This is a genomic window from Rhodococcus huquni (genome assembly GCF_055231055.1).
Genome location: NZ_JBUYWE010000002.1, coordinates 272,018 through 298,866, shown reverse-complemented (window position 1 = coordinate 298,866; position 26,849 = coordinate 272,018). Strand labels below are relative to the sequence as shown.

Here is a 26,849-nt window from a genome sequence, read left to right as displayed (position 1 = left end):
GTGCTCGACTTCATTTACTATCCGGTATCCGGAATTCTCTGGGTGTGGCACAAGATCTTCGGTGCCATCCCGTTCCTTGGCCCGAGTAGCGGAATCACCTGGGCACTGTCCGTGGTGTTCCTGGTCTTCACGCTGCGTGCCATCTTGTACAAGCCGTTCGTCAAGCAGGTGCGGACCACTCGGCAGATGCAGGAACTGCAGCCGCAGATCAAGGCGCTGCAGAAGAAGTACTCGGGTGACCGGCAGCGGCAGGCGCTCGAGATGCAGAAGCTGCAGAAAGAGCACGGATTCAACCCCATCATGGGCTGCCTTCCGGTGCTCGCACAGGCACCTGTGTTCATCGGTCTCTTCCACGTGCTTCGCTCGTTCAACCGCACCGGCACCGGCATCGGTCAGCTCGGTATGTCGGTCGAGGAGAACGCCAACACTCCCAACTACTTCTTCGGTGTGGACGACGTCCAGTCGTTCCTGAGCGCCCGACTCTTCGGTGCACCGATTTCCGCATGGATCACGATGCCGAAGGCACAGCTCGAAGCCTTCGCCAGCTACGGTCCGATCCCGACGGTTCTGAACATCGCCGTCGTGGCGGTTCCGCTCATGATCATCGCCAGCATTGCCACGCACTTCAACTCTCGTGCGTCTGTCGGGCGTCAGAGCCCCGAGGCTGCGGCAAGCCCGCAGTCGGCGATCATGAACAAGCTCGCGCTGTACGTCTTCCCGCTCGGTGTCCTCGTCGGTGGTCCCTTCCTGCCGATCGCCATCCTTCTCTACTGGGTCAGTAACAACGTCTGGACCTACGCCCAGCAGCACATTGTGTTCCGCCGTATCGACGCGGAGGAGGCCGAGAAGAAGGCCGCTGCCGTCGAGCGTCGTACCGACAATGCGCCGAAGCCAGGTGCACGCCCTGATGCGTCCAAGAAGAAGTCTGCCCAGGCTGCGGCTCCGGTGACAAAGGACGACGGGGACGATGGCGACGTCAGCGGCGAAGTCACCGGCACCACTGGCACGGAGATCTCGGAGAAGCCGGCCGCCAAGAAGAACCCGGGGCAGCAGGCGAAGCAGAAGCAGAACCGTCCCCAGCAGAATCGTGGCAAGTCCAACAAGCGCAAGCGGCGCTGAGTTCAGGAGAAGAGACCCTCATGGCAAGTGAGCCGGATACCGCAGTAGAAGAAGTCGAGGCCGACGCGGTGGTCGCTGACGTAGAGAACGACACGGATGACGAACTCGTCGAAGAGGGCGAGATCGCGGGCGACTACTTGGAACAGCTGCTCGATGTGCTCGACTTCGACGGCGACATCGATCTTGATGTCGAAGGTGACCGCGCAATTGTCAGCATCGACGGTGGCGACGATCTGAGCAAGCTGGTGGGTCGCAAGGGTGAGGTCCTCGATGCGCTGCAGGAGCTGACCCGTTTGGCCGTCCAGCAGTCGACCGGTGAACGTAGTCGACTCATGCTCGATGTTTCCGGTTGGCGCGCGAACGTTCGTGCCGAGCTGAGTGAGCTCGGTACCGCTGCAGCGAACAGGGTCAAGGAGAGCGGTGAGCGCGAGGAGCTCCGTCCGATGACGCCGTTCGAGCGCAAGATTGTTCATGACGCTGTCGCAGCAGTCGAGGGTGTGTCGAGTGAGAGTGAAGGCGCAGAACCCTCGCGCCGAGTTGTGGTCCTGAAGGACTGACATTCAAAGTTTGGAAGCTATACAGGTGGGGCCCGAGATAATCTCGGGCCCCGCTTCTGTTTCAGTTTCACGTGAAACCAAACACTCCCCTCCCCCGGTCGCGGCTGCCTCGGGCTACCTCGCCGAGGACCAATTTTCACTCTGTTTCGTCCCAAGGAACTACACCGGCGTCTTTTGTCACTGTGACACTGGGTAATTTCCTCCAGGGCTAGAACTTGTCGATCTCCAACTTCTTCATCTGCATCATGTGCTCGTAGGCGTTGGGTCGGGACATGAGCTCGCCCATGTTGTCGGGAACCACCTGCCAACTCAGTCCGTAGGAGTCCTTGCACCATCCGCATTGTTCGGACTCGGTGACTGTCGACAAGACGGACCAATAGCGGTCTATCTCGGATTGGCCGTTCGCGTTGATCATGAGCGACATACCTTCGCTGAAGTCGAAGGGTTGCTCTACCCCGGAGTCCATGGCGGTGAACCACTGGCCGGCCAGCCGGAACTCGGAGAACATGACAGCACCAGCTGGGGCCGGGCCAGTCGACTCCGGGTACTCCGCGAAGGTGCCCCACCCCGAATTGGGAAAGAGATCGATGTAGGTCTCGACGGCCTCGCGACACTTGTTCTGTGCCTGCCCGCAGAACATGAGTGACGGGAGAACGAAGGGCCGTGGGTCGCCTTCCGGATCGGTGAGGATCAGCTGCCAGCTGACACCAAATTTGTCCTGCACGAAGGCGTACTTCGGACTGAAGGGATATGCCTGCAGGGGCATCATCACAAGGCCGCCGTCCGAGAGCTTCTCGAAGACTTCGTCCTGGTACTTGCTGGCGTCCTCGTAGAGGACGGGGTCGAAGTTGAGCATGAAGTTTACTGTCGGGTTCGGTGTGAATTCCGGACCGGCGTTGATGAGCACAATGCGAGTGCCGGCGAGAGAGACATCGACGGTGACAGGCTTGCCGGCCATCGCCTGCTGGAACTCCGGTAGCCCGTGCTCGGGATATCGGCCGGTGACTTCGATCGAACAGTCACGGAAGGTGTCGGCATAGAACGCGGCCTGTTCTTCCGCGACTGAATTGGACCAGATGTTAGGGACGATGGTCTGCTGAGTAGCCGCTGGCATTGCATTCTCCTGAACTGGACGGGATGGACGCTGGGCGCGGTGGCCGCCACCCTTCGTCAACGCTAGTCGTGCGTGCGCATCTGGTTGGCTGATCTGTTTCACGTGAAACAGATTCGAACCGAGTTCTTGGTGGTGCACTGCGGTGGATGTAGGGCGCCGCCTACGGAATGTCAGTACGGCGACGGATGGTGTGACGATTGTGCCGTTGGAGAGTATGCGGAGGACCACAGACATGTCGATGGATCTGCTGTCTCCCTAGTTCGGATCGAGGATTCACCGTCGCGAAGATGGGGCAAATTCGCTGTTGCGAGCGCCCTTACATCCACCCGTGGTCATTTTGTCACTGTGACGGCAAGATTTTCATGTCGCGGGTTTCACGTGAAACGGTGTGATCGAAAGAGTTGAAACCTGCCGCAAACCACTCCCCTCCCCCACCGGGGAAGGGTCGCGAGCGCGATGAGACCGAGAAGTGAGGGAAGACGCACATCAATCCGAGGGGGTTAGTCGAACATTCTGAGTCGCGGGGCGGATAATGAATCGATCTGGTTTTGTTGATTTCGTGATGTTCACGGAGGATGTTTCACGTGGAACAGAATGGCCTCGGGCCGAATGACTGGGACGAGCTCGCTACGGCTCGGAAGGTATTTGGCGACCGATTCGAGATAGCGGAGCGCTATTACCAATCCTTGGCAAGCGACGGGGTGGAGCGTGGACTCATCGGTCCACGTGAGGTGCCGCGCCTGTGGGAGCGGCACATCCTCAACTGTGCCGTGCTCGGTGAGTTGATCGGCGAGGGTGAGTCGGTAGTCGACGTCGGCAGTGGTGCGGGTCTTCCCGGAATCCCGCTTGCGATCGCGCGACCGGACCTTCGCATCACACTGGTGGAGCCGTTGCTTCGGCGTTCGGTGTACCTGGCCGAGTTCGTGGAGTCGAATGGACTCGATGTTCTGGTGGTGCGTGGCCGGGCCGAGGAGTCCGGCGTCATCAAAGAAGCCGGCGGCGCGGATGTCGTCACCTCCCGGGCGGTTGCTCCCCTCGAAAAGTTGGCGAAGTGGTCGCTTCCGCTGGTTCACGAGCATGGGAGAATGCTTGCGTTGAAGGGTTCGAGTGCAGCAGAAGAAGTTTCTCGCGATCGCGCTTCCCTAACACGTCTGGGGGCTGGCAAGGTGGACGTTGTCGAATGCGGGGTCGATCTCCTACCGACACCAACCCTCGTAGTTCGTGCCGAGCGGCTGCCGCGTCGACGAGGACGACGGTGATGACGAATTTCCGTGACCACGTTGAGGCCCGCGGTCCAGTTTTTCCAACAGAAGGAGTAGTCAATGTCGGGTGGACCTGAATCCGCCGTTTCACGTGAAACAGTTTCACGTGAAACCGACCGTCAATCCGACCAGCCGAAGAACGGGGACGACGGATTCACGGCCCCCTACTCGAGCATCTACGGCGACGAGACTCCGATCGGCGCGGCCGCGCACAGGGCGAGCCAGGTCTTGCACCCAGGCTCGGTGACTCTCCCGAAGCCTCCGGAACGCCGGATCCTGACTATCGCCAACCAGAAGGGCGGCGTTGGAAAGACGACGTCCGCGGTGAATCTGGCCTCAGCGTTGGCGGTGCAAGGTCTCACCGTCCTCGTCGTGGATCTCGACCCCCAGGGCAATGCAAGTACCGCTCTGGGTGTCGACCACCAGTCGGGCACGCCCTCCAGCTACGAACTGCTACTCGGTGAAGTCACCGCCAAAGAGGCGATCCAGCAGAGCCCGCACAGTGAGCGGCTCTACTGCATCCCGGCGACGATCGACCTGGCCGGTGCCGAGATCGAACTCGTCTCGATGGTGGCCCGCGAAGGTCGCCTCAAGTCGGCACTGAGCCCGAAGGCACTCGGCGACGTCGAGGCGGACTTCATCCTCATCGACTGCCCCCCTTCTCTCGGCTTGCTCACCGTGAACGCGATGGTGGCTGCGAAGGAAGTTCTGATCCCGATCCAGTGTGAGTACTACGCCCTCGAAGGTGTTGGACAGCTGCTCCGCAACATCGAGTTGGTGCAGTCGCATCTCAATCCCGACCTTCATGTGTCGACGGTTCTGTTGACGATGTACGACGGTCGAACCAAGCTGGCAGATCAGGTGGCGGAAGAAGTCCGTAGCCACTTCGGTGAAGCAGTTCTACGGGCCGTCATCCCGCGGAGCGTGAAAGTCTCGGAAGCACCCGGATACGGCATGACGGTTCTCGATTACGACCCGGGTTCACGTGGAGCAATGAGCTATTTGGATGCCGGCCGCGAACTCGCCGCACGCACCGCTGGAAACTCGACGCAGGAGAAGAGATGAGTCAGACGCGCAAGGGTGGTCTTGGACGCGGCTTGGCCGCACTCATCCCGACGGGACCGGCTGCAGGCGGTCCAGGGTTGGGCAATGCTGCGGCGGACGTGGTGATCGGTGCAGACAAGCGTCACGCGCCGAGTCCCGCCGATCTGATGAGCAAGTCGACCAAGCCGAACGGTGAGAAGGCCGACGACGAGTCCCCGGATGCGGTGGCCGAGAAGAAGGCCCCCGAAACAACTCCGGAGGCAAAGCCCGGGGCGGAGCCCCTCTCCTCCCCCGGTGGTGCTGTGTACCGGGAACTGGCACCGGAGAGCATCGAGCGGAACCCGAAGCAGCCGCGACAGGTGTTCGACGACGACGCCATCGCGGAGCTCGTCCACTCCATCCGCGAGTTCGGGCTGATGCAGCCGATCGTGGTTCGTCCGATGGAGGACGGCAAGTACCAACTCGTCATGGGTGAACGCCGGTGGCGGGCCAGCCAGGAAGCCGGCCTCGAAGCGATCCCCGCGATCGTCCGCGAGACGGCCGACGACGCGATGCTGCGCGATGCCCTCCTAGAGAACGTCCACCGGGTACAGCTCAACCCCTTGGAAGAGGCGTCCGCCTATCAGCAGCTCCTCGAAGAGTTCGAGGTCACCCACGAGGAACTGGCCGCACGCATCGGTCGCTCCAGGCCTGTCGTGACCAACATGATTCGGCTGCTTCGGCTTCCGATCCCCGTGCAGAGGCGTGTCGCTGCCGGCGTGCTGTCCGCGGGCCACGCTCGTGCGCTGCTCTCCCTCGAGGCGGGTGCCGATGCGCAAGAGGTCTTGGCTGCACGGATCGTCGCCGAAGGTATGTCGGTCCGCGCGACCGAGGAAGCCGTCACACTTGCGAATCGTGAGCAGGATGCGCCGCAGCCTCAGCAGCGTCGCCGTCCGATCCAGATGCCTGGCCTTCAGGATGTGGCGGAGCGACTGTCGAACTCGTTCGATACGCGTGTCACGGTGAGCCTCGGGAAGCGGAAGGGCAAGATCGTCGTCGAGTTCGGCTCGGTGGACGACCTGCAAAGGATCGTGGACATGATGGGGGCGCAGCAAGCCGAGTGACGAGCGCCGATCGTAGACATCACATCAGGGACGCCGCACGCCGGTGTGCGGCGTCCGCACCCGTGAGCCTGGGAGGCTGAGCCGAATCGTGACCACCCACGTCACTTCGCTTACCCTGGACGGACTGGATCAACTCTCCGCCCATGCTCGTCGGTGCGTCTTCTGGGAGATGGATCCGATCGCGGTACACGACTCGCGGGGCTTCTGTGACCAGGAGTTCGAGAAAGAGGCATGGCTGTCGATGGTCATGCTCGAGTGGGGATCCTGCGGCCAGGTGGCCGTACTCGATGGCAAGCCCGTCGGTAGCGCTCTCTATGCACCGCCGCGCACGGTCCCCCGCGCTCGTCTGTTCCCCACTGCGCCTGTCAGTGCCGACGCGGTACTTCTCACGACGGTTCGTCTCGAGCCCGCAGGCGAGGAGATGAATCTGGGAACGACTCTGATGCAGTCGGTTGTCGCAGATCTCGTTCGCCGTGGTGTCAGGGCCTTGGAAGCGTTCGGGATCACCGGTGTCGGAGACCGCTACGACCCTCGAGTGGCTTCGGCGACCGCTGCCAGGGAGTGCTCCCCCGAGGAGTGCATGATCCGGACCGAGTTCCTCGAGGATTTCGGGTTCGAAGTTGTTGCGCCCCACCATCGTTTCCCGAGAATGCGTCTCGAACTCGACCGTAACCACGGTTGGAAGGAAGACGTCGAGACGGCACTCGAACGGCTGCTCGAGTCGTCTGCACTGACGATGGTGGAGATCGGCGAGAACGCCGGCAAACGTACGCCTGTCGGCGCAGGGCGCAGCTAGCAGAACGAAGATCTACCGCTCAGGAGCGGTCTGCGGCCGCGAGTTCTTCTGCCAGGAGTTCGGCGAAAGTGAATGTGCCCGTGGGCTGGTCGTCCTGCCCGAGGAGGTAGAGGCGCTTCACCGAAATCAAGATGGCCTCGGCGATGGCGTCACGGGCGCGTGAACTGGCGAGCACGGCCACATCGGACACGTTGGTCAGATAGCCGAGATCGATCTGAACGGTGGGCATGTCGGTGAGCCGCAACAGGTCCCAGGTGCGACCGTGTGTCCGGCAGTCCTGCAGGCGGGTTCGCGCCACGATCTCGCGCTGAACGAATCCGCTCAACACCTGCCCGATCATGGAGGTCGAGCCGTGGGAATTGCCGAAGTGGAAGCTGGCGATGCCGTTGGCAGCAGGGCTGGAACTGCACGCACATCGCAGCGAGATCATCAGGTCGGCGTCGAATGCGTTCGATGTGGAGGCACGTTCGGCCTCGGAAGGGTTCGATCCCAACGGGCGTGACAGGAACGTCTCCATGCCGGTGGCCGCCATCCGGCCTTCCAGTCGGCTGGCAAGGTCCCACAGGATCTCTGCCTCCGAGATGGCACCTTCCGGACCCTGAACGATGGCGCCGGTGGCCTCACCGCCCAGTCCTGGATCGATGACGATGCGCTTACCGCTCAACTGCGGGCCGGAGCGGCGAACCAACTCCTCCTCGCTGATGGCATGGGGAGAACCACCGGTCACCCGGGTGCCGAGCAGTTCGAGAGAACGAAGTGTGGCGGGTCCGCAGATTCCGTCGGACGCGATGCCGATCTCACGCTGGAAAGACGACAGCGAGTCGTGGGTGTGCGGACCGAAGAAGCCGTCGACACGGCCGACGTAGAAGCCGAGATCCTGCAGGCGGGTCTGGAGAGTTGCCACATCGTCGCCGTACAGCGGCGCGGACAGCTGGTAGATGAGGGTGCGCGCACCGAGCCGGTACGAAGCTTCTTTGATGGACCGGTAGGTGGCCGGACCCACTACCCCGTCGACGAGAAGACCCCGCTGCTGCTGGAAGGCGCGGACCGCGCTGTCGAGATGGTGGTCGAAGACGGCGTCCGGGGCGATCCAATGCGATCCGTTGGTGCTCTCACGACGCGTTTCTGCGACACCGTTGTGGAGGAAACCCAGACTCGACAAGGTGCCCCGGATCTCCGCGACGGCCGGGCCGTGATCGCCGTGTCGGAGTCGTTGCATGCTTCAGGGCCTCTCGTGCGTGGGGCGAGTCGATCGCTGTGTCCGTTTCCGCCGGTGCTTCACGAGCACATCGAACGATTGTCTCAGAAGTTCCCCTCAAATCGGGAATCCGGCACTGCAAAACGCGAATCCGGCACCCCGAACGTTATGGGGGCCGGATTCGCGTGGACGCTTACAGAACTTCGGCGAGTTCCTTCAGGAGAGCGGCCTTACCTTTGGTGCCGACGATGGTGTTGATCGGCTTTCCGTCCTTGAACAGGATCAGCGTCGGAATCGACATGACCTGGAAGTCACGCGCAGCGCCGGGGTTGGCGTCGATGTCGAGCTTTGCGATGGTCAATTTGTCCGAATGCTCGCCGGCGATCTCCTCGAGGACGGGGGCGATCATCTTGCACGGTCCGCACCAGGTGGCCCAGAAGTCGACGAGAACTGGCTTGTCGCTCCCGAGAACGTCCTGCTCGAAGGAATCGTCGGTGATTGTGACGGTGTTCGACACGGGATTCTCCTATGTACTCGAAAGGCCTATTTATTCGAAAAACCGAGGTCAGGCGTCTACAGGCTCGCCCGCGGCGGAAACGGTGTTGGCGGTGATGTCGCCCCGCTCGGCGAGCCAACGTTCTGCATCGATCGCCGCCGAACAACCTGTGCCGGCCGCGGTGATGGCCTGCCGGTAGGTGTGGTCGACCAGGTCGCCGGCCGCGAAGACACCCTCGATCGAGGTCGAGGTGGTCGGCGCCTGCACGCGCACGTAGCCCTCGTCGTCGATGTCGACCTGGCCCTTGACCAGCTCACTACGCGGGTCGTGGCCGATGGCGACGAACACGCCGGTGACGGGGAGTGTGGTCTCTTCGTCGGTACGGGTGTCGCGGACGACCAGCCCGGTGACGCTGTTCTCACCGAGGACCGAAAGCGGCTGAGCATTGGTGACGAAGCGAATCTTGTCGTTCGACTTGGCGCGCTCGAGCATGATTCGGGATGCACGGAACTCGTCACGGCGATGCACGACGGTGACGCTCTTCGCGAAGCGGGTGAGGAAGGTGGCCTCCTCCATCGCGGAGTCACCGCCGCCGATCACGGCGATGTCCTGGTCCTTGAAGAAGAAACCGTCGCAGGTGGCGCAGGCGCTGACGCCGCGGCCGAGAAGCGTTTCTTCCCCGGGAATGCCCAGGTAGCGTGCTGCGGCACCCATTGCGAGCACGACAGCGTGCGCCTGATGGGTCTCTCCCCCGACGACGACCTTCTTGATCGGACCGGAGAGGTCGATCTCGTCGACATCCTCGGTGCGGATGTCGGCGCCGAAGCGCTTGGCCTGCTCACGCATCTGTTCCATGAGGTCGGGGCCCATGATCCCGTCACGGAACCCGGGGAAGTTCTCCACGTCCGTGGTGGTCATGAGGGCGCCACCGAACTGGGTTCCCTCGAAAAGGATGGGTGCGAGCTCTGCGCGGGCTGCATACACAGCCGCGGTGTACCCGGCAGGTCCCGAGCCAACGATGATGAGTTCGTGAACCGTCGACGGAGTGGTCATGCGGGCCTTCCGATAGTCAGGGCGGGGTATTCGCCGTTCGTGCGGGTGCCTGCAGTTCGCAGGTGCACGTTCGACTCAACACCAGACTAAAGGGTGTTGTTCCCGAGCCCACCGTGATCCCGATCGCGCATGACACCGTGATGCGGGTCGCGGATGACGCACCGCGTACCGCTGTAGATGGTCGGCATGCACTTGTTGCAGTGGATACACAGTCCTTCACGGACTTCGTGGCGACGGAACTTGTCGATCAGATAGGGGTCGCGAAGAAGGGCTCTCGCCATGGCGACGAACTCGAATCCTTCCTCGAGGGCCGTGTGCACCGTGTCGATGCGGTTGATGCCGCCGAGGAGGATCAGAGGCATCTTCAGGGCCTCCCGGAACTGGCGGGCCATCGGCAGGAAGAAGGCTTCTTCGAAGGGATAGGTGGGAAAGATTTTGGGGCCGTACAGTTTCAGGCCGTAGCCGACGAGCTTGGGCTGGGACGCGACGAATTCCGCCATCGGCACCTCTCCTCTGAAGAAGTACATGCCGTTGAGTAGCGAGCTGCCGCCCGTCAGCTGAAGGGCGTCGAGATTCCCGTCGGCTTCGAGCCACTGGGCGATCTCGAGACTTTCGTCGAGCCAGAGGCCCTTGGGGACGCCGTCCGTCATGTTGAATTTGGCCGTCACCGCGACGTCGCTGCCCACTGCCTGGCGGATCTGCTCCAGAACCCGACGCGGGTACTCGGCCCGGGCGCGAACACTTCCGCCGTACCGGTCGCTGCGCTTGTTCAGATTGGGGCTCATGAAGGAACTGAGCAGGTAGTTGTGCCCGAGGTGCACCTCGAGTGCGTCGAACCCCGATTCGACGGCATTCCGAGCAGCCGCGACGAACTCGTCGGCCACCCGGTCGAGCTGATCGAGCCGCGCCCCTCGCACGAGGCCCATGGCCGGGGGGCTGAGCCGAGTGGACGGTGCGAGCGTCTTCTCCTTGTTGGACAGGGTGTTGGCCACGAGGCCGGCGTGCCCTATTTGCGCACAGGCCAATGCGCCTTCGGAGTGCACCGAATCGGTGAGTCTGCGCAGGTCGGGTACGTGATCACGGTCGAGGACCAACGTGTTTCGGTGGACACGTCCACCCGGTGACACGCTGCAGTAGGCGACGGTGGTCATCGCTGCACCGCCCTTGGCGACTTCGGTGTGGAAGTCGATGAGCTCGTCGGTGACCCTCCCCCGCGGCATGACGCCCTCGAATGTGGCGGCCTTCACGAATCGATTGCGCAGGGTCAGCGGCCCCAACCGTGCGGGCTCGAAGGGTGCGGTATTCATCGGTGGGACCTCTCGGACGTATGGGTGTCGACTGGTGGTGTGTTGCCCGGGCGTGCGGCGGCAGCCAGAGCATCCTGGGGTGAGCGCCAGGTGAGACCGAGTTCGCTGCGGGTTCGGGAATCGTCCGTCGGGACGGCGGAGGTCAGGAGCCACGCGGCTTCGTAGCCGAGACCGGCGGAGAGCGGGACGAGTGGCCTGAGTAGGTCGGCGATGCGACCGACGACCCGAAATACCGCTCCGTTCAGGGGAATCCGGCGAATCTTCTGATCGGACTCGCGCTCGAGAATGTCGACCATCGTGTCGAACGGGACCATCATCCCGCCGCACACGTATCGTTTCGGCCCGCGGCCGGGAACCATGACAGCGGCATGTACGGCAGCCACGTCCCGGACGTCGATCATCTGCATCCCGCCGTGCATGCGGGGAGCGCCGCCCAGCTTCAGAATCGAGCCCCACCCCTCCTCCGTGATCCCGCGGGTGGTGCCGAGACCGGGGCCGACGACACTGCTGGGGTACGTGACGACGACGGGCGCCCCGGCATCCTGCAGGGCGCGGGCGAAGCGGTCCGCCGCCGATTTGGTGCGGCCGTAGGCGCTGCGCGCCGAAGCGGGGGGACTGTCCGGGCCGATCACCGGGTCCGGCGAGGGAAACAATGCGCTGAAACTCGCGACGTGAACGATCGGGTCCAGGCGTCGCATGGCGGCGGTAGCGAGAATCATGGCCGTCGCCTGCACGTTCACCGCCCACATCAGATCTTCGCGCGAGTCGTCGGTCCCCACCACGCCCGCGCCGTGCAGAAGGGCGTCGCATCCGTCCAGAAGTTCCTCGACCACGGACTTGTCACGGATGTCGCCGATGACCACTTCTATCCGGTCCTCATGGCCGCGAAAGAGTGCGGTGACTTCTGCTTCGTGCGGGAGCGCGAGTAGCCGGACGGAGTGGCCGTCCGCGAGGAGCGCCGCCGTCGAGTGAGCGCCGACGTACCCCGCTGCGCCGGTGATGGCGACCTTCATCTGCCTACCTGTCGTGAGTATCGAATAATTACGAGACCAGTGGATCCGTAAGTGGGACCATATAGCGTCGGAGCCACATTTGTCACAGAATTCGAGGGCGATGAACGCACAGAGACCGGGTAGGCCCCGCGATCCCCGCATCGACGACGAGGTTCTCACCGTCACGAGAGAGATGCTCGTCGACGTGGGCTGGGATCAGCTGAGTATGCGGGCCATCGCGGCACGCGCAGGGGTGAGCCGTGCGTCGATGGCGAGACGCTGGCCGTCCAAGGCTCATCTCGTGCTGGGTGCTCTACTCGGAGTCACGCCGGATCTGCGACCGTTCGAGGGCACCGATCGTGAAGGGTGGATCCGGTGGGTGGTGACGGGTAGCGCCGAACTGTTTGCGCGTCCCGAAGTACGGGCCGCCACGCCAGGACTGTTGGCGGCCATCAGAGATCACGAAGGCCTGAGAACCGCACTGTGGCAGGGCTTCAGCGGCCCGAGTACTGCACTGTTCGCCGGAGACGACGAGGGCGACCTCTTGACCGCCAAGGCACTTCTCGTGCTCGGAGCTGGTGCGGCATTGTTCACGAGCCTCGTTGCTGCCGAGGATGATTCACCAGAACTGCGTGCCCGAATCGTGTCGTTGCTGATTCGCTGATCAGCCGATGTCATCTCGTGAAATTGTATCGGGACTGTCTGCGCCGCAGCCGTTTCCGACCACGAGTGCCGTGATCTGCGGCGGTTGTGGACCGGCCAGTAGCAGTGCGGTGCCGGAACGCCCGCGAACCTTGACCTGACCGGACCCGAGGACAGGCTTCGATCGGTCGATCCCGTTGGCTTGCAGGCAATCCGCGAGAACATCCGGCTGCTCGAAAGGACCGAGATCTCGTGAACCCACCAATGTCATCATCTGGCCGGGCTCGGGATCGGCCGCGAAGTCGAGATCGGTGGATTGCTCTGCGGAGGACGTCGGCTGGGCGACCGTCTCTTCTTGATCGGGTGCCCCGGGTATCGCCACCATTGCGACGACCACGGCAACAGCGGCGGCAGTTGCGGCACCCGCCGCGGTGAGTGCCCAGGCTCGTCTTCTACGCGGAAAACGAAGCACATTGTCGGGTTCGGAGTCACTCGAAGACGAAGGCTGTGCCGAAGCAGAAGCCAGCGCCGCATCGATACGTGAGGCAACGTGCTCGGGAATGGGTGACTCGACGGTGTGGTCGCGACCGTGCTCCGCAAGTGTGTTTTGCAGGGCATCGAGGCCGTCGATGATCCGCATCGCTTCACGGTCGCTTCGGACTCGCGGCCACAGCTGTGCGCTGACGGACTCGGACAACACACCGGCGTGAAGATCGGACAACAGATCTGCGGAGTACGGCGGTGAAGGAACAGCGTCTTCGGTATCCATCACCCCTCCTGTTCCTGTTGTGCCGCCCGGGCGTAGGCGCTCATGGTGTCGTGGGCCCTCACATAGTTTGGACGCGGCAAGCTCATGATCGGTTCCCACCGTCGCGGAAATACTCGAGAGATTCCGCAAGCTTCCTTCGGCCGCGCGCGCAACGACTCTTCACCGTTCCTGCCGGCACGCCGAGAACTCGGGCCGCATCGGCAACGGACCGGCCTTCGAGATCCACTGCGACCACCGCAAGCCGCTGGTCGTCCGGGAGGGCACCCAGCGCCTGGTGGATCATCAGACGCGTCTCCACGGCGGATACCTCGTCGCCGGGAGTCGGTGGATGGTCAGCCTCGTCTGCGGACAACGCCTGCGTGGGGCGGGCCTTTGCTCGACGAATTCGGTCGAGGCAGGCATTCACGACGATGGTGTGGAGCCAGCTGCGCACCGCAGCATCCCGGCGGAACGCCGCAGCGGTCCGGTGGGCCGACAGCATGGCGTCCTGGAGAGCATCGGCCGCATCCTCGGCCGAGTAGCTCGTTCGATTCGCGACGTGCCACAGGTGGTTCTGGTGTCGTCTGAACAGGACCGCGAACGCGTGCGGATCACCCGCCACATGAGCGTTCAGCAAGTCGATGTCGGACGACTCGTCGGAACCCGAGGCGTCCACCCCCCTGTAGAAGTGCACCGGCGGATGTTAGCCCACTGCGGCCGGGTGGACCTTATTCTGCTGCGGGACCCTAGCCGGCTGCTTTGAATCCGACCTCGCCGATGGACGACTGGTTCTGGCCACCGTCCTTCGCCAGTTCGGTGATCCAGAGGAGCACGTTCTGGGTGGAGCCCTCCATTCGGACGGGCACGTCCGTGACGCCGCTACGCAGATCGGCGGTGCCGATCACCTGAGTCTGGTCCAAGCCGGCATCGGGCGAGGGCGCCGTACGGATCTCCAGCTTGGTACCCGGGGTCGGCGAATCGATCGTCACCGCCGAGAGGGCGGTGGGGTCGGGAAGAGTGACCATCAGGCCGACCCCGTTCTTGAGCGACGGGAACGGCTGGAAGTACGCGTCCGTGCTCCACACGGTGGCCGGGTCGCCGTCGATCGCGAGACGAGCGTTCGCGGGGCTGTCCGGCGTGCCCTGGGGTGAGAAGACGGAGACCCCGTCCGCGACCACGGCTGGGCCGGGAGCGGGTGCCGGCTCCGAACCGTCCTCTTCCGCAGAGCCCGAGCCCGGCTCCTCCGGGGCACCGGAGAGGCCGATTGCGGTCTGCTCGGCCAGCGGTGCGGAAGAACTGCTGCCGGTGAGGAAGTTCGCCAACCAGAACCCGAGCAGCGCCAGTGCGACGACGGTGGCCACCGACAGCGCGGCCAGCGCGATCAGCATCTGGTTGGACTTCTTCTTCTCTGCCTCGACTGCCTCGGGGTCGGCGAGCGCGTGGCCGGAAGCCCCGGGGGCCCGCTGTCCGAGCCGCAGCGCGGGGATCATCTCGGTCTTCTCGTTGACGACGGACGCCTGATCCAGAATGTGCTGGACCGTGGCCGCGGTGCGGATGCCGCCGTCGGTCTCGAGGGAGCGCAACGCCACCGCCGAGATTTCGAACGGCACCTCGGGACGGATCACGCGGGGACCGATCGGCGCCCCGCCCGAATCACGGTCTGCGAGGCGCATTCCGCCGACGCTGCCCGGGGTGTGGTTGCTCTTCTCACCGGGCTTGCCGGGTTCTGCGAGAGGCCAGCGAGCCGTGATGAGGCCGTAAAGCATGGCCCCGAGACCGCGGACGTCGGATTTGGAATCGGCGTCGGCGAGCGTTCCTGGGAACGCCAGCACGGCATCGCCGCTGATACTGATGCGAACCCGGTCCGGGTGGTCGATGGATAGGGCCCCACCGGCGCGGTGCGCGGCCTCGGCGGCTGCGGCGAGCGCGCGGATGGCGCTCGCGGCACCGATCGGGGACGGCTTGGTGTCGGCCATCTCCCGGAGTGAACGGCCGGGCGTCCATTCGGCGACCACGATGCCACCGGAACTGCCGCGGACGACGTCCAGGACACGGGCGAGTCCGGGCTGGTTGATCCGGCCGAGACGAAGGGTGCGCGACAGGATCGCCTGCGGACCTTCCGGACCACTCGATGTGGACTGCTGCTCGGCATCGACGAAGGTCAGCGCAACTTCGCGGTCGAGTTTGATGTCCAGCGCCTGCCAGAACTGGAGGCCACGAGCGCCGCCGTGCGGGGTGAGGAGGCGATAGCGGCCGCCGGCGACGGATGCGCCCGGAATCAACTTGGGTCCGCGTGCGGCAGGACGCGAGTGATCGGCCCTGTCGATGCCGGTCACAACGGGCATGACACCGGTGTCGACCGTGTTGTCGCGTCCCGAATGGCTCCCCTCGGGACGCGTGGTGCGCGGCACCTTGCGAACGTCCGAAGGCCCCCTGGTTCCGGGTGGGACGGTCCGAGATTCGGTGGACGCCCGAGTGTCGGAGGGCTTGTCCGGCCCACCGGGCGTCGCGACGCCGGCACTCCCTGAATCGATACCCGTGGTCGGAGCGTCGATGCTGGTGGTCGGGGCGTCGATGCCGTTCGCGGGAGCAGCCGAGTCGCCCTCGGATGCTCGCACCGCAGAACTTCCGGCAGCCTTGTTGCCGGGCACGTCGTCGTCGCTCACCCTCACTCCTTCACCTTCGAATGCCCAACTTCGACCCTGCCCGGGCTGCATTCCCGCCCGATGCTGTCCAGGGTACGGGAGTCCCGAGGGTCCATCGTGCACGTGCGCACCGGTTCGGACCACCGGTATGAGTTCGGTTTCTGCATCGAACATCGGATCGGCGGCGGCCGGCGCTTCCTGCCCGCCGCGCATCGCGCGCACCTTCCGTGTGACGGCCACCGTGATCGAGAGGATCTCGGGAACCTTCGCGAACCACAGAACGATGAACGTCAGACCAAGCATCAGTACCGCGTCGAGGATGACCCGAATCATCGATCCGGGGCCACCGAGCGACTCGGTGAGCTTCGCGAGGCCGACGAGCCGATCCACACCGAGCATGACCGCAGCGCCGACGACCGAGGCGAGCACGACTGTCCACACGGTCTTGCCGACGTTGGCCATCTGCAGGTTTCCGAGGCTGCGGTGGAGCAGGAAACCGCCGATCAGCGCGCCGGTCACGTACGCGAGACCGTTCGCTGCGCCGAGGAGAATCACGACCTGGGTGGGGCTCGAGGCCAGGATCGGGGTCAGCGACGACAGCGCGATCTTGACGGTGGTGATGCCCAGAACGATCCAGGTGGGAGTCCACGCCTTCTCTCGGGCGTAGAAGATGCGCAGGTGGATGAGTACGAGGGCGTACGGGAGGAGGGTGAAGGCGGACCAACTCACCGCTTCGCCCAGACGGTTCGCATCTTCCGGTCCGAAGTTTCCGTACCCGTACAACGCCTCGCCGACCTGCGGACCCATGAAGGTCAGGAACACGACGATCGGGACGAGCGCGATCATCGTCAGGCGGGTCGCGACCGACAGATCGTCGACCACTGCGGGTGTGTCTTCGGCGGCGGCGTTGCGGCTCAGGCGCGGCATGATGACCGTCAACACGGTCACACCGAGGACGCCGTACGGCAGCTGGAGCAGGGCCCACGCGTTCTGGTAGATGACCGGTCCGGCCTCGTCCGCGTGCGACGAGATCCTGGTGGCGACCACCATGCCGGCCTGGCTGAGCAGGACGTACAGGATGATGGCGACGGCCATTCCGCCGAACTGCTTGAGCCGATCGTCGAGTCCCCACAGCGGACGAAGGTCGATGCCTTCGCGGCGGATCGCCGGCAGGATGCTGGCCGCCTGCGTGATCACACCGAGCGTGACACCGATACCGAGCGTCAGCAGCTTCGGATCGCCCATCCGCACCGGATCGAGAGAGATCTCGCCCGGCGTCACGAGGTAGACGACGAGGACCGCGAGGACGACGAGGTTGTTGAACACGGGGGCCCAGGCGCCGGGCCTGAACACTTGGCGCGTGTTCAGAATGGCTGTGAACAGGGCGGAAAGGCCGTAGAAGACGATTGCCGGAAGCAGAAGATACGCGAGTGCCGTGGTGAGTGCGGTGCTGACCTGTCCGTCCTTGGAGAGGAACAGGTGCTGGGTGAGCAGCGGTGCGGCAGCGGTTGCCAGCACCGCTCCGGTGCCGAGTAGGACCAGCGAGGCAGTGAAGAGGCGGCGAACGAACGCGGCACCACGATCCGGGTCCTCGCGTTCGGCGCGGACGAGTACCGGAACGACGATGGCCGTCAGCACTGCGCCGAGCAGGAACTCCGAGATCATGTTGGGGATGACGCTGGCGACGGTGAACGAACTTGCGACACCGGCGCCGAGGATCGTGACGATCAGCAACTGCTTCGCGAACCCGGTGATTCGGCTGATCAGCGTGGCGATCGCGATCGAACCGGTCGATGCGAGCAGTCCTTTGCTGCCCTGCTCCTGCCGCTCGCCGGGATCGTCGGTCGCGGTGTCGGGCTCGGCGACGGGCTCCGGGGGCGAATCGATGCGAATGGCGGCGAACTGCACGGTGGGGGCTTCGTCGGACCGGTAGTGGTAATTGTCCCGATAGTCCCGTTCCCAAGGGGTGACACGTGGATGGGAGCGGGCAACGGGACGGCCCCGTTCGGGGGTGTTCCCGGTCATGAACGTTCGTACCCTTCGTCGGCTGGGTCTGGCTGCCCCCGGAAACGATGCCAAAGGCGGCGACCGGCGAGAAGCAGCAGCAACGCGCCGGCACACCCGGTCAGTATGGCCAATGCCTGACCGTAGGCGTTGGAGCGGACCGTGGCTGTCGTCGGTTCTCCCAGCGCACGCCCGTCGGCGGTGGTCAGTGAGAACTTCACGTCGAGCTTGCGCGAATCGTCGATCTGGGCGGGCACGGTGAGGGTGCGGCTGCCGCGCGGCGGCAATGTGGTGGGACCGATGTCCGTGATCTTCACACCGTCGGGGGCGTCCACGTGCAGGCGCACGTCGATGCCGATCGGCAGGTCGTTTCGGGCGACGAGCAGAAGGGGGCTCTGCTCGGACGCGAGGGTGTAGACGCCGCCGGGCGATACGACGGAAACCGCCTCGGTCATCTGATCCAGCGCAGTGCTGACCTGCTTGGTGCGATTGACCGCAGCTTCTTCCGCGCGTGCCCTTTCGGCGTCGCGGCGGTGCGCGAGGCTCATCGCGCGGAGCAGGTCCTCCCGCAGCGGCGCGGTGAATCTGGCGGGCGTGAGGATGCCTTGCGGGTCGGGGACGACTGCGGCCTGCAACGATTCGATCCGAGGTAACTGGTCCGCTGCCGCGAGGCGGACGGCCTCGGTGGTGCCGTCCTCGCGGGCGCGGTGCGGGTAGTCGAGTTCGGTGACCCCCGGCAGGTCCGGTGCGCCGCCCATCGCCTTGTCGAGCGGGCGTGGGGTGGCGAGGCCGGACCGGTACAGGGACGACACGCCGGCGAGGAGTGCGTCGGCGTCGTCGCCGTCGGCGGTCCACAGTTGCGGCGGAACGAGCACGGTCGATCGCGGTGACGCCGGTTCTCCGCCTTTCGGTGGATTGAGTGCCGACCACGAAATCGCTCCCAACGCGTCCTGGCGGCGCGCGGTCTCCGAATCGTCGATGAGCTTGTACCGAGACCCGGGAGGAGTGAACGAGGGGGTTTGGGGGGTGGCCCCGACTGCGGACAGCGACGCAGCGACCGCCGGATCGAACAGGAGTGCGTCGACGGCACCTGCGGCGGTCTGGCCTTCGTTCGCGGGGATCGGATCGAGAAGGCGTGCGGTCTCACCGGTGACGGGATCGTCGACGTCCACCGCGTTCGCCGACAGCAGGGCCGTCGTGTCCTTCTCGCGGCGCAGCGTCGCGGCGGTGGCGGTGTCCATCACACCGGAATCGCTCCACACCAGGTTCCGCATGGTGCTGACGCCGAGGATGCTGTCCACCAGATCTGCCGGCGATTGCAGCGCGCTCTCGGTCAGCTTCGGATTTCCGATGGCGGTGAGTGCGGTGAGATCCACCTGCGCGAACGGGAGGGCCGTCGTGCACATGTTCTGGGAGAGCGCCTGCACGCGGTCCAGCCAGGCCGTTGCCGCATCGCGCCCGGCACCGTCGTGAGTTGCGCCGTTCGGTTGACGTGGATCGTCGACCACGAGATAGCCGCGAGTCATGTTCTCGACGGTGATGAGCAGATCGGGGTCCACGCCCAGACACAGGCTGTCGCGAAGTTCGTGGCGCCCGTCGACGCTGTCGCGGGTCGCGGACTCGAGAGAAGAGACCAGTTCCTCCAAGCGGCCGCCGTCTTCGAGTGACCTCGCGAGATCGTCGTCCACCAACCGGACCGGGTCGTTGATCGAACCGGGAATGCCCGCTGCCAAGCGTGGTTTGTCGGCGAGCGGGAACATCATCGTCATCGCCACCGGGTTCGAGGTGCTCGGCGGTACGGGGGGCGTCCCCGGTACTCCGAGGACGGGCAGCAGGAAGCGGGCGTCGTCCAGACGGGCCGCGCCGCCGTACGCGGGCGTGCCGTTGACGTTGACCATCAGTGGATAGACACCGGGTTCGGTGATGTCGAGAGACGGCTTGGTGTCGGAGCGGAGCGGAAGTGAGAGCGTGAAGTCCTTGCTCGCGCCCTCTGCCAGGCGGTTCGTGACGGTGTCGAACTCCCCGACCGTGTCGTATCGCGACTGATCGAGCGTCAGGGAAGACCGAAGACCGGGGCTCTCGGTGATTTCGGGGCCACGCTGGAGGCGGACGTCCACGTCCTCGACGGGGCGGTCGCCCACGTTGCGGACCGAACCCTTGACAGTGACGATCGGTTCGCTCGAAGTCGTGACGGAGGAGGGTGTCACCTCGTCGATGTCCAGGTGGAGAAACTGTGGTTCGTCGGTCTCACTGTCGCCACGTATCGGTGCCGGGTCCTGCACATGAACAGGGCCGGCGGAGGCGAAAGTGGCCGCGGTCGGTCCGAAGGACACTGCTACCGCGGTCATGATCACGGCGCCGGCTCGGCGCAGGATCGGCTTCATCCGGCGTCGGCATTCATCTCGGCGATGAGTTCACCGGCCACTTCTGCCAGCTTGCGTTCGTCGGCGTAGGCGAGCTTCGAGCGGAGTTCGGTGAGGGGCACCCAGGCCACCTCCGTGACTTCCACGTCCTCGTCCGACAGTTCTCCGCCGAGAAACCGGAGGAGATAGTGGTGGACCGTCTTGTGCACCCGGCGGCCCTCGGTGACGAACCAGTAGTCGATGCTCCCGAGCGAGGCGAGCACGCTGCCCTGGATGCCGGTCTCTTCCTCGACCTCACGCATTGCGGTCTGCTCGGGTGTCTCACCCTTCTCGATGTGGCCTTTGGGTAGTGACCACAACAACCTGCCGCGCCGGTCGGTACGGCCTATCAGTGCAGCGCACAGGCCTTCACGCGGCCCGTCGAGACCGTTGACCACGAGCCCACCGGCAGAGGTCTCCCGGACCGTCCGCATGCGGGTTTTCGCGGGTGCGCCGACGCCGGAACGTCGCCGTGAGTTACGGCGACTCCTGTTGGCACGATCGGCAGCAGACACCCAATCGATAGTAGAGGGCGCAGAGCACTGCTTCGAACGCCACACGCGGCCGCGACGGCGCGGGCTTCGGCGGCATCCATGCATACGTCGCTATTTGCGGTCCTCGGTAAGCTTCCTGGTCGTGACAATTTCCTCCGCCCCCGGTGCGTCCGACGAAGAGCGGCGTGCGCGCCTACTCGCTGCGGCCGCGATCACGCTGCGGCAGCTGTCCGATGTGCTGACCCCTCTGGGTGAGCGGTTCGCCGAGGCCGGCCACGAGTTGTACCTCGTCGGTGGCAGCGTTCGCGACGCGATCCTCGGACGTCTGGGAACGGATCTCGACTTCACGACGGATGCCCGCCCTCAGCAGGTACAGGCCCTGTTGAAGGGGTGGGCCGACACGGTGTGGGACGTCGGTATCGAGTTCGGGACCGTGGGCGCCCGCAAGTTCGGTCAGGACATCGAGATCACCACCTTCCGGGCGGACGCCTACGACCGGGTGTCGCGCAAACCGGTGGTGGAGTTCGGTTCGAAACTGGAGGACGACCTGGTCCGGCGTGACTTCACGGTCAATGCGATGGCGGTGCAGATCGGAGCGGACGGTTCGCACACGTTCGTAGACCCGATCGGTGGCATGGACGCCCTCCTCGCCGGACGGTTGGACACGCCTTCGGCGCCCGAGACGTCGTTCGCGGACGACCCCCTTCGGATGTTGCGGGCCGTGCGCTTCGTGTCCCAACTGGGCTTCACATTGGAGGATCGGGTGCACAGCGCGATCGTCGACATGGCGTCTCAGATCGACCGGATCAGCGCCGAACGCGTGCAGGTCGAACTGGACAAGTTGATCCTCGGCGAGTTCCCGATCGACGGCATCAACATGATGTGCGATACCGGCCTGGCCGAGCGGGTGCTTCCCGAGGTGCCTGCGATGAAACTCGAGATCGACGAGCATCATCAGCACAAGGACGTCTACTGGCATTCGCTGACGGTGTTGAAGCAGGCCATCGATCTCGAGGAGGGCGATCCGGACCTGGTGTTGCGGTGGGCGGCGCTCCTGCACGACATCGGAAAGCCGGACACCAAGCGGAACGAGGAAGGTGGCGGCGTCAGCTTCCACCACCACGAGGTCGTGGGCGCGAAGATGGTGCGCAGAAGAATGCGGGCCCTCAAGTACTCGAAGCAGATGGTCGACGACGTGTCGCAGTTGGTGTTCCTGCACCTGAGGTTCCACGGCTACGGCAAGGGACAGTGGACGGATTCGGCGGTGCGTCGATACGTCACCGATGCCGGCGAACTGTTGCCGAGGCTCCACAAGCTGGTGCGCGCGGATTGCACCACCCGCAACAAGCGTCGTGCCGCAACCCTCCAGGCCACTTACGACGACATCGAGGAGCGGATCGCCCGTCTGGCCGAGCAGGAAGACCTCGCTCGCGTTCGGCCCGATCTGGACGGCAACGCGATCATGGAGCTCCTCGGGATTCCTGCCGGGCCCGAGGTGGGCAAGGCGTGGAAGTTCCTCAAGGAGCTCCGGCTCGACCGTGGTCCGCTCGATCGCGACGATGCGGAAGCGGAACTACTGGCGTGGTGGGCGCAGAAGCAGAAGCAGTAGCCCGCCCCTCCGGACGAACGCGACGCACGTCCGATCTGACTGGACGAATGTTCCATTCGTACCGCGCTCCGGTCAGAGGGCGTTGGCGCGCAGGAACTCTGCGACGGTCGTGACAGCTTGCGGGTTGCGGGGGCTTTGCCCGAGAGCGGCGTAGGGCAACGCGATGATGTTGTTCTCGCGCACCGCGGTGGTCCCGGCCATGAGTGGCTGCTGTCGGAGTTGTTCGATCTTGGCTTCGACGGTGTTCTCCGGGCCCGCGCCGTAGTCGACGATGACGATCGCCTGCGGGTCTCGCTGCGCCGCGGCTTCCCAGGAAGCCGTGGTCCACGAGTCGTCGATGTCGTCGAAGATGTTCGATCCGCCCGCTTCGCGGATGATCTGCGAGGGCGCGGCAGTGTGGCCGGAGGTGAACGGTTCGGGTGTGGCGCTGTCGAAGAGGAACACGCGTGCTGGTTCGACATCAGCGGGGACCGTCGCGTTGGCGGCGGCAACCTGGGATCGGTAGTCCGCGACCAGTTGGTCCGCGCGTTCGCGCACACCGAAGATGTCGCCGAGGTTCTCGAGGTCCGCGTACAGGGCATCGAGCGGGTCCATGATTCCGCGCTGGGTGGTGCCGGGCTGGCGGCACGCCTCGGTGAGTTGGTAAGGAGTTGCCCCGATTTCACGAACCCAGTCCGGGGTGAGGCCGGTCGCTTCCTTGAAACCGTAATTCCATCCGGCGAAGACGAAGTCGGGGTCGGCCGCTTGTACGACTTCCCTGGTGAAGGCATCACCGATGTCGGGGGTGCTCTCGAACTCCGATTTCCACGGTGAGGTATCGATGTCACGTTCCTTGCCGGGATACCCGGTGCGACCGGCAATCCGGTCGGCGAGGCCGAGCGCAAGCATCATCTCGGTGATGCCGGTGTCGTTGGTGACCACGCGCTCGGGAATGCCGGTGACCGTCAATGGATCGCCGCAGTTGGTGACGGTCACGGTCTCGCCCTCGACCGGTGGCGCAGCTTCGAGCTCGGCGCCACAGGCGCTCACCGTCAGTGCCACTGCCACAGCAGTCGTCCATGTCCGGATGTGTCGGCTCATGGGCCCTCTTTCTCGTCGAAGATGATCTGGGGCACACCCAGTCTCGGGTGGGTGACGATGTGGCCGCCGATCGTGAAGTGGCGACGCAGTACTTCGGGAGTGATCACGTCGTGGGGAGTGCCTGAGCAGACGAGACGTCCGGCGCCGAGCACGAAGATGCGATCGCAATACTGTGCTGCGAGATTCAGATCGTGCAGCGCGGCGATGGCGGTGACACCGAGCGTGCGGGCTGCGGTGAGCACGGCGTATTGGTGGTGGACGTCGAGATGGTTCGTGGGCTCGTCGAGTACGAGGACGTTCGGTTCCTGTGCGAACGCGCGGGCGATGAGGACGCGTTGGCGTTCTCCACCCGACAGTGACGAGAACGTCCGTTCCGTCAGGTCGTCGGCACCCGCCATGGCGGTTGCTTCGGCGCAGACGCGTCGATCGTTCGCCCGGTCTCGCGTGAAGGTTCCACCGTGCGGCAGGCGGCCGGTGGCGACTATTTCGGCAGCGGTGAAATCGAAGTGAAGCGGAGCTTCCTGGGTCAGTGCAGCCACTTGACGGGCATTGTCCCGCATACTGATTGCTCGGTTGTCGCTGCCGTCGACCGAGACTGTTCCCGAGGACGGGGACAGCGCCCGGTACAGGCACCGCAGCAGAGTCGACTTGCCACTGCCGTTGGGTCCGACGATTCCGATGAAATCACCCGAAGGGACGGTCAAGGTGACGTCCTGCACGATCGCTCGGCCGCCGATCGAGACCTCGACGTCGTGGTAGTCGACGCGCATCAGTTTGCTCCCATCAGTGCGCCGCGACGCCGCATGAGTGCGATGAACACCGGAACGCCGACGGCGGCGGTGATCGCGCCGAGCGGAAGTTCTTGTGGCGGAACAACGGTTCGAGCCAGCAGGTCCGCGGTGACGAGGAAGACTGCGCCGAGGATCGGAGTCACGACGATCAACCGCGTGTGGTCCGCGCCAACGAGGATTCGGGCAACGTGAGGCACGACCAAGCCGACGAAACCCACGGCGCCGCAGATCGAGACGAAGCAGCCCGTCATCGCGGCCGCGACGACGAAAAGCATGATTCGAAACTTCGATGCGTCGAGGCCGAGGGCGGCGCTGACTTCGTCTCCCATCGACAGTGCATTGAGGTGTCGGGCGGACCAGGCGATCGCGGCGAGGCCGACCGTGGTCACTATCGCGGCCAGTGGCACCAGCTCCCACCTCGCCGCCGAAAGGCTCCCGAGCAGCCAGAACATCACACTGCGAGCGCCGTCGCCGTGCGGGGCGAGGAAGACCAGCACCGTCGTGATCGCCGAGAACCCGTACCCCAGCACAGTGCCGGTGAGTACGAGTCGCAAGGGGACGAGGCCGGCGGCCGAGCGTGCCATGAGGTAGACGAGCAGGGTTGCTGCGAGGGCACCGACGAAGGCAGCGGTGGACAAGGCGTAGATACCGAGCACGCCGAACGTGCCGAACAGGACCACCGACGTGGCACCCACGGATGCGCCGGACGAGATTCCGAGGACGTACGGGTCGGCCAACGCGTTCCGCACCATGGCTTGAACTACCAGCCCGACAGCACTCAGACCGGCACCCACGAGGATGGCCAGCAGGACGCGGGGCAGCCGCGTATCGACGATGATGCGGTAGTTCGGAACGTCGGCCGCAGCGATGTCGCCGCCCGTGATCTCCGCCCAGACGATGTGACAGACGTCCGTCCACGCTATGTGCGCCGTTCCGAGCATCAGGGCGAACAGTGAAACCACGAACAGTGCGGCGAGGGACGCGACCGTCAGTGCGGCCACTGAGGTTCTGCGCATTCGTCGGCTCTTCCTGATGTGATCGAGTACTGCCTGACCACATCCGGGCACCCGCGAGCGAAGACACACGAACGACACCGTCCGCATCTCTCGTCAACTGTGTCCCACGAAGTCGACAAGCGACCACGCCGGTGGCGCGGCCGCGGTGGCAGGTCTTCGGACTCGTCGACACGCCTCCCGAGAACTCGGGCAGGCACCTACTGGTGGTCGCTTCCCGAGTCGAGCGGACTCAGTGCTGATGACCACGGTCGTTTCCACATACCGCTGCGGGGCAGTTCCGGATTCGAACCGGATTCCCTCTTACGATCCGACGGCCGAAAGCCGACGGAAACCAACGCGTCGAGGACTGTAACACCGGATCCGTGTCGTACCCCCGGCCTACCGTCGTAGGCGGATCGGTTGAGATCGGCGCCGACCGGGCACGCCCCACTATGCAGCACACCGACAAGCACGGGAGCAGTAGCGATGAGTGAAGTCACCACCAATCAACCGCTCGGCACACCGACATGGCTCGATCTAGGCATTCCTGATCTGGACAAGGCCATCTCCTTCTACGGCGCCCTCTTCGGCTGGGAGTTCGACGTCGGCACTGAGGAGACGGGTCGATACACGATGTGTCGGCTGCGCGGAAAAGACGTGGCCGCGCTCATGCCCAATCCGGATCCCGATGCCAAGGACTTCTGGTGGAACGTCTACCTCGCCACCGACGACGTCGACGCCAGCTTGGCTCGTGTCCGGGAGGCAGGCGGGAACGTGCTGGTCGACGCCATGGATGTGATGAACTTCGGTCGCATGGCGATCATCGTCGATCCTTCCGGGGGCCAGTTCGGTTTGTGGCAAGGGAAGGACCACGTGGGCTGCGCATTGGTCAACGAGCCCGGTGCGTTGCTCCGCAACGACCTCGTGACCCCGAACCCCGGCCCCGCCCGGGAGTTCTACTCCACCGTGTTCGACTTCACGCTGGACGGAAACGACGACCTGGGTGACGTGGACTTCACTTTCCTGCGTAGGCCGGACGGCCACGAGATCGGTGGAATCATGGGCGTTCCGGATGCCCCTCCGTCTTCGTGGGGCACCTTGTTCCAGGTCGAGGACGCCGACCGTGCCGTTGCCGTAGCCCGCGAGCAGGGCGGTCAGGCGGAGGACGCCGCCGACATGCCCTACGGACGTACCGCTGAGATTCGCGATCCGTTCGGTGCGCCGTTCACGGTCGGGGCCCCGCTCGGGTCCTGACACGCAACGCGTGACCAGCCCTCACCGCAACGACGCGAGTTCGGTGCTCGAGACGTCATCGAACCCTCACCTGGGTTAATCCCGACGAAACACGCGCGCCTGCAGCATTGATACAGGCCGCGCGCCGCCTCTGGGTGGCGCATG

At 64.6% G+C, this 26,849-nt stretch carries 23 protein-coding genes and 1 riboswitch; of the genes, 9 read left to right on the top strand and 14 right to left on the bottom strand.

What is annotated here, in order from left to right:
• On the top strand, positions 1 to 1,119 hold the full coding sequence (gene yidC, locus ACZI8R_RS04945) for a membrane protein insertase YidC (RefSeq protein ID WP_463378465.1): 1,119 nt from the start codon (positions 1 to 3) through the stop codon (positions 1,117 to 1,119).
• Positions 1,120 to 1,139: 20 nt separating this feature from the next.
• Positions 1,140 to 1,676: a Jag family protein gene (locus ACZI8R_RS04940; RefSeq protein ID WP_463378464.1), complete on the top strand. Its 537-nt coding sequence runs from the start codon at positions 1,140 to 1,142 to the stop codon at positions 1,674 to 1,676.
• Between the two features lie 208 nt (positions 1,677 to 1,884).
• Here the strand turns inward: ACZI8R_RS04940 and ACZI8R_RS04935 are convergent, their stop codons facing one another.
• Positions 1,885 to 2,790 (bottom strand): VOC family protein, encoded by a 906-nt coding sequence (locus tag ACZI8R_RS04935; protein WP_463378463.1) that lies wholly within the window; start codon positions 2,788 to 2,790, stop codon positions 1,885 to 1,887.
• A gap of 575 nt (positions 2,791 to 3,365) precedes the next feature.
• Here ACZI8R_RS04935 and rsmG point away from each other — a divergent pair.
• The 4 genes from rsmG to ACZI8R_RS04915 all read left to right on the top strand — a co-directional run bounded on the left by rsmG (position 3,366) and on the right by ACZI8R_RS04915 (position 6,995).
• Complete coding sequence (gene rsmG / locus ACZI8R_RS04930) at positions 3,366 to 4,049, top strand: 16S rRNA (guanine(527)-N(7))-methyltransferase RsmG (protein WP_463378462.1); 684 nt, start codon at positions 3,366 to 3,368, stop codon at positions 4,047 to 4,049.
• A gap of 63 nt (positions 4,050 to 4,112) precedes the next feature.
• Complete coding sequence (locus ACZI8R_RS04925) at positions 4,113 to 5,117, top strand: ParA family protein (protein WP_463378461.1); 1,005 nt, start codon at positions 4,113 to 4,115, stop codon at positions 5,115 to 5,117.
• Positions 5,114 to 6,199, top strand: a complete 1,086-nt coding sequence (locus ACZI8R_RS04920) for a ParB/RepB/Spo0J family partition protein (RefSeq protein WP_463378460.1) — start codon at positions 5,114 to 5,116, stop codon at positions 6,197 to 6,199. The genes ACZI8R_RS04925 and ACZI8R_RS04920 overlap by 4 nt, the downstream gene beginning before the upstream one ends.
• Before the next feature lie 88 nt (positions 6,200 to 6,287).
• Positions 6,288 to 6,995 (top strand): GNAT family N-acetyltransferase, encoded by a 708-nt coding sequence (locus tag ACZI8R_RS04915; protein ID WP_463378459.1) that lies wholly within the window; start codon positions 6,288 to 6,290, stop codon positions 6,993 to 6,995.
• A 19-nt stretch (positions 6,996 to 7,014) separates the two neighbouring features.
• Here the strand turns inward: ACZI8R_RS04915 and ACZI8R_RS04910 are convergent, their stop codons facing one another.
• The 5 genes from ACZI8R_RS04910 to ACZI8R_RS04890 all read right to left on the bottom strand — a co-directional run bounded on the left by ACZI8R_RS04910 (position 7,015) and on the right by ACZI8R_RS04890 (position 12,062).
• Positions 7,015 to 8,214 carry an N-acetylmuramoyl-L-alanine amidase gene (locus ACZI8R_RS04910; protein ID WP_463378458.1) on the bottom strand — a complete coding sequence of 400 codons (1,200 nt, stop codon included), beginning with the start codon at positions 8,212 to 8,214 and terminating at the stop codon, positions 7,015 to 7,017.
• 172 nt (positions 8,215 to 8,386) lie between these two features.
• Positions 8,387 to 8,710: a thioredoxin gene (trxA, locus tag ACZI8R_RS04905; RefSeq protein ID WP_463378457.1), complete on the bottom strand. Its 324-nt coding sequence runs from the start codon at positions 8,708 to 8,710 to the stop codon at positions 8,387 to 8,389.
• A gap of 48 nt (positions 8,711 to 8,758) precedes the next feature.
• Entirely contained in the window at positions 8,759 to 9,742 is a 984-nt protein-coding gene (gene trxB / locus ACZI8R_RS04900) for a thioredoxin-disulfide reductase (protein ID WP_463378456.1), read from the bottom strand.
• 86 nt (positions 9,743 to 9,828) lie between these two features.
• Positions 9,829 to 11,049, bottom strand: a complete 1,221-nt coding sequence (gene nox, locus ACZI8R_RS04895) for a 4,4'-dithiodibutanoate disulfide reductase (RefSeq protein WP_463378455.1) — start codon at positions 11,047 to 11,049, stop codon at positions 9,829 to 9,831.
• Positions 11,046 to 12,062, bottom strand: a complete 1,017-nt coding sequence (locus ACZI8R_RS04890; protein WP_463378454.1) for an NAD-dependent epimerase/dehydratase family protein — start codon at positions 12,060 to 12,062, stop codon at positions 11,046 to 11,048. The genes nox and ACZI8R_RS04890 overlap by 4 nt, the downstream gene beginning before the upstream one ends.
• Positions 12,063 to 12,162: 100 nt before the next feature.
• Here ACZI8R_RS04890 and ACZI8R_RS04885 point away from each other — a divergent pair, with 100 nt between their 5' ends.
• Positions 12,163 to 12,705, top strand: coding sequence for a TetR/AcrR family transcriptional regulator (locus tag ACZI8R_RS04885; RefSeq protein ID WP_463378453.1), 543 nt, complete (start codon positions 12,163 to 12,165; stop codon positions 12,703 to 12,705).
• Here the strand turns inward: ACZI8R_RS04885 and ACZI8R_RS04880 are convergent, their stop codons facing one another.
• From ACZI8R_RS04880 to ACZI8R_RS04860, 5 genes are all read right to left on the bottom strand, one after another.
• Complete coding sequence (locus tag ACZI8R_RS04880; protein WP_463378452.1) at positions 12,706 to 13,452, bottom strand: hypothetical protein; 747 nt, start codon at positions 13,450 to 13,452, stop codon at positions 12,706 to 12,708. It abuts the gene before it with no gap.
• A gap of 82 nt (positions 13,453 to 13,534) precedes the next feature.
• Positions 13,535 to 14,125 carry an RNA polymerase sigma factor SigM gene (gene sigM / locus ACZI8R_RS04875; protein ID WP_463378451.1) on the bottom strand — a complete coding sequence of 197 codons (591 nt, stop codon included), beginning with the start codon at positions 14,123 to 14,125 and terminating at the stop codon, positions 13,535 to 13,537.
• A gap of 52 nt (positions 14,126 to 14,177) precedes the next feature.
• The gene (murJ, locus tag ACZI8R_RS04870; protein ID WP_463378450.1) at positions 14,178 to 18,101 is read right to left on the bottom strand and encodes a murein biosynthesis integral membrane protein MurJ; all 3,924 of its coding nucleotides are present in this window, start codon (positions 18,099 to 18,101) and stop codon (positions 14,178 to 14,180) included.
• The gene (locus ACZI8R_RS04865) at positions 18,098 to 20,464 is read right to left on the bottom strand and encodes a DUF6049 family protein (protein ID WP_463378449.1); all 2,367 of its coding nucleotides are present in this window, start codon (positions 20,462 to 20,464) and stop codon (positions 18,098 to 18,100) included. Before ACZI8R_RS04865 ends, murJ begins: the two co-directional genes overlap by 4 nt.
• The gene (locus tag ACZI8R_RS04860) at positions 20,461 to 20,997 is read right to left on the bottom strand and encodes an NUDIX hydrolase (RefSeq protein ID WP_463378448.1); all 537 of its coding nucleotides are present in this window, start codon (positions 20,995 to 20,997) and stop codon (positions 20,461 to 20,463) included. Before ACZI8R_RS04860 ends, ACZI8R_RS04865 begins: the two co-directional genes overlap by 4 nt.
• Positions 20,998 to 21,124: 127 nt before the next feature.
• Here ACZI8R_RS04860 and ACZI8R_RS04855 point away from each other — a divergent pair, with 127 nt between their 5' ends.
• On the top strand, positions 21,125 to 22,585 hold the full coding sequence (locus ACZI8R_RS04855) for a CCA tRNA nucleotidyltransferase (protein ID WP_463378760.1): 1,461 nt from the start codon (positions 21,125 to 21,127) through the stop codon (positions 22,583 to 22,585).
• Positions 22,586 to 22,657: 72 nt separating this feature from the next.
• Here the strand turns inward: ACZI8R_RS04855 and ACZI8R_RS04850 are convergent, their stop codons facing one another.
• From ACZI8R_RS04850 to ACZI8R_RS04840, 3 genes are read right to left on the bottom strand one after another with little or no spacing between them, the layout of a single operon-like run.
• The gene (locus ACZI8R_RS04850) at positions 22,658 to 23,665 is read right to left on the bottom strand and encodes an ABC transporter substrate-binding protein (RefSeq protein WP_463378447.1); all 1,008 of its coding nucleotides are present in this window, start codon (positions 23,663 to 23,665) and stop codon (positions 22,658 to 22,660) included.
• On the bottom strand, positions 23,662 to 24,435 hold the full coding sequence (locus ACZI8R_RS04845) for an ABC transporter ATP-binding protein (protein WP_463378446.1): 774 nt from the start codon (positions 24,433 to 24,435) through the stop codon (positions 23,662 to 23,664). Before ACZI8R_RS04845 ends, ACZI8R_RS04850 begins: the two co-directional genes overlap by 4 nt.
• The gene (locus ACZI8R_RS04840; RefSeq protein WP_463378445.1) at positions 24,435 to 25,472 is read right to left on the bottom strand and encodes a FecCD family ABC transporter permease; all 1,038 of its coding nucleotides are present in this window, start codon (positions 25,470 to 25,472) and stop codon (positions 24,435 to 24,437) included. Before ACZI8R_RS04840 ends, ACZI8R_RS04845 begins: the two co-directional genes overlap by 1 nt.
• 130 nt (positions 25,473 to 25,602) lie before the next feature.
• Positions 25,603 to 25,823, bottom strand: a riboswitch (cobalamin riboswitch).
• A 114-nt stretch (positions 25,824 to 25,937) separates the two neighbouring features.
• On the opposite strand from ACZI8R_RS04840, the gene ACZI8R_RS04835 reads away from it, so the two are divergent.
• A complete protein-coding gene (locus tag ACZI8R_RS04835; protein ID WP_463378444.1) occupies positions 25,938 to 26,705 on the top strand; it encodes a VOC family protein in 768 nt (255 codons plus the stop codon).
• Positions 26,706 to 26,849 lie beyond the last annotated feature (144 nt).

Coding starts and splice junctions, on each gene's coding strand:
- ACZI8R_RS04885 (WP_463378453.1), top strand. CDS start 12,163: ATGAACGCACAGAGACCGGGTAGGCCCCGCGATCCCCGCATCGACGAC.
- trxB (WP_463378456.1), bottom strand. CDS start 9,742: ATGACCACTCCGTCGACGGTTCACGAACTCATCATCGTTGGCTCGGGA.
- ACZI8R_RS04940 (WP_463378464.1), top strand. CDS start 1,140: ATGGCAAGTGAGCCGGATACCGCAGTAGAAGAAGTCGAGGCCGACGCG.
- ACZI8R_RS04920 (WP_463378460.1), top strand. CDS start 5,114: ATGAGTCAGACGCGCAAGGGTGGTCTTGGACGCGGCTTGGCCGCACTC.
- ACZI8R_RS04925 (WP_463378461.1), top strand. CDS start 4,113: ATGTCGGGTGGACCTGAATCCGCCGTTTCACGTGAAACAGTTTCACGT.
- ACZI8R_RS04840 (WP_463378445.1), bottom strand. CDS start 25,472: ATGCGCAGAACCTCAGTGGCCGCACTGACGGTCGCGTCCCTCGCCGCA.
- ACZI8R_RS04910 (WP_463378458.1), bottom strand. CDS start 8,214: ATGCAACGACTCCGACACGGCGATCACGGCCCGGCCGTCGCGGAGATC.
- ACZI8R_RS04865 (WP_463378449.1), bottom strand. CDS start 20,464: ATGAAGCCGATCCTGCGCCGAGCCGGCGCCGTGATCATGACCGCGGTA.
- ACZI8R_RS04935 (WP_463378463.1), bottom strand. CDS start 2,790: ATGCCAGCGGCTACTCAGCAGACCATCGTCCCTAACATCTGGTCCAAT.
- nox (WP_463378455.1), bottom strand. CDS start 11,049: ATGAATACCGCACCCTTCGAGCCCGCACGGTTGGGGCCGCTGACCCTG.
- ACZI8R_RS04890 (WP_463378454.1), bottom strand. CDS start 12,062: ATGAAGGTCGCCATCACCGGCGCAGCGGGGTACGTCGGCGCTCACTCG.
- ACZI8R_RS04845 (WP_463378446.1), bottom strand. CDS start 24,435: ATGCGCGTCGACTACCACGACGTCGAGGTCTCGATCGGCGGCCGAGCG.
- rsmG (WP_463378462.1), top strand. CDS start 3,366: ATGTTTCACGTGGAACAGAATGGCCTCGGGCCGAATGACTGGGACGAG.
- ACZI8R_RS04835 (WP_463378444.1), top strand. CDS start 25,938: ATGAGTGAAGTCACCACCAATCAACCGCTCGGCACACCGACATGGCTC.
- murJ (WP_463378450.1), bottom strand. CDS start 18,101: ATGACCGGGAACACCCCCGAACGGGGCCGTCCCGTTGCCCGCTCCCAT.
- ACZI8R_RS04880 (WP_463378452.1), bottom strand. CDS start 13,452: ATGGATACCGAAGACGCTGTTCCTTCACCGCCGTACTCCGCAGATCTG.
- ACZI8R_RS04850 (WP_463378447.1), bottom strand. CDS start 23,665: ATGAGCCGACACATCCGGACATGGACGACTGCTGTGGCAGTGGCACTG.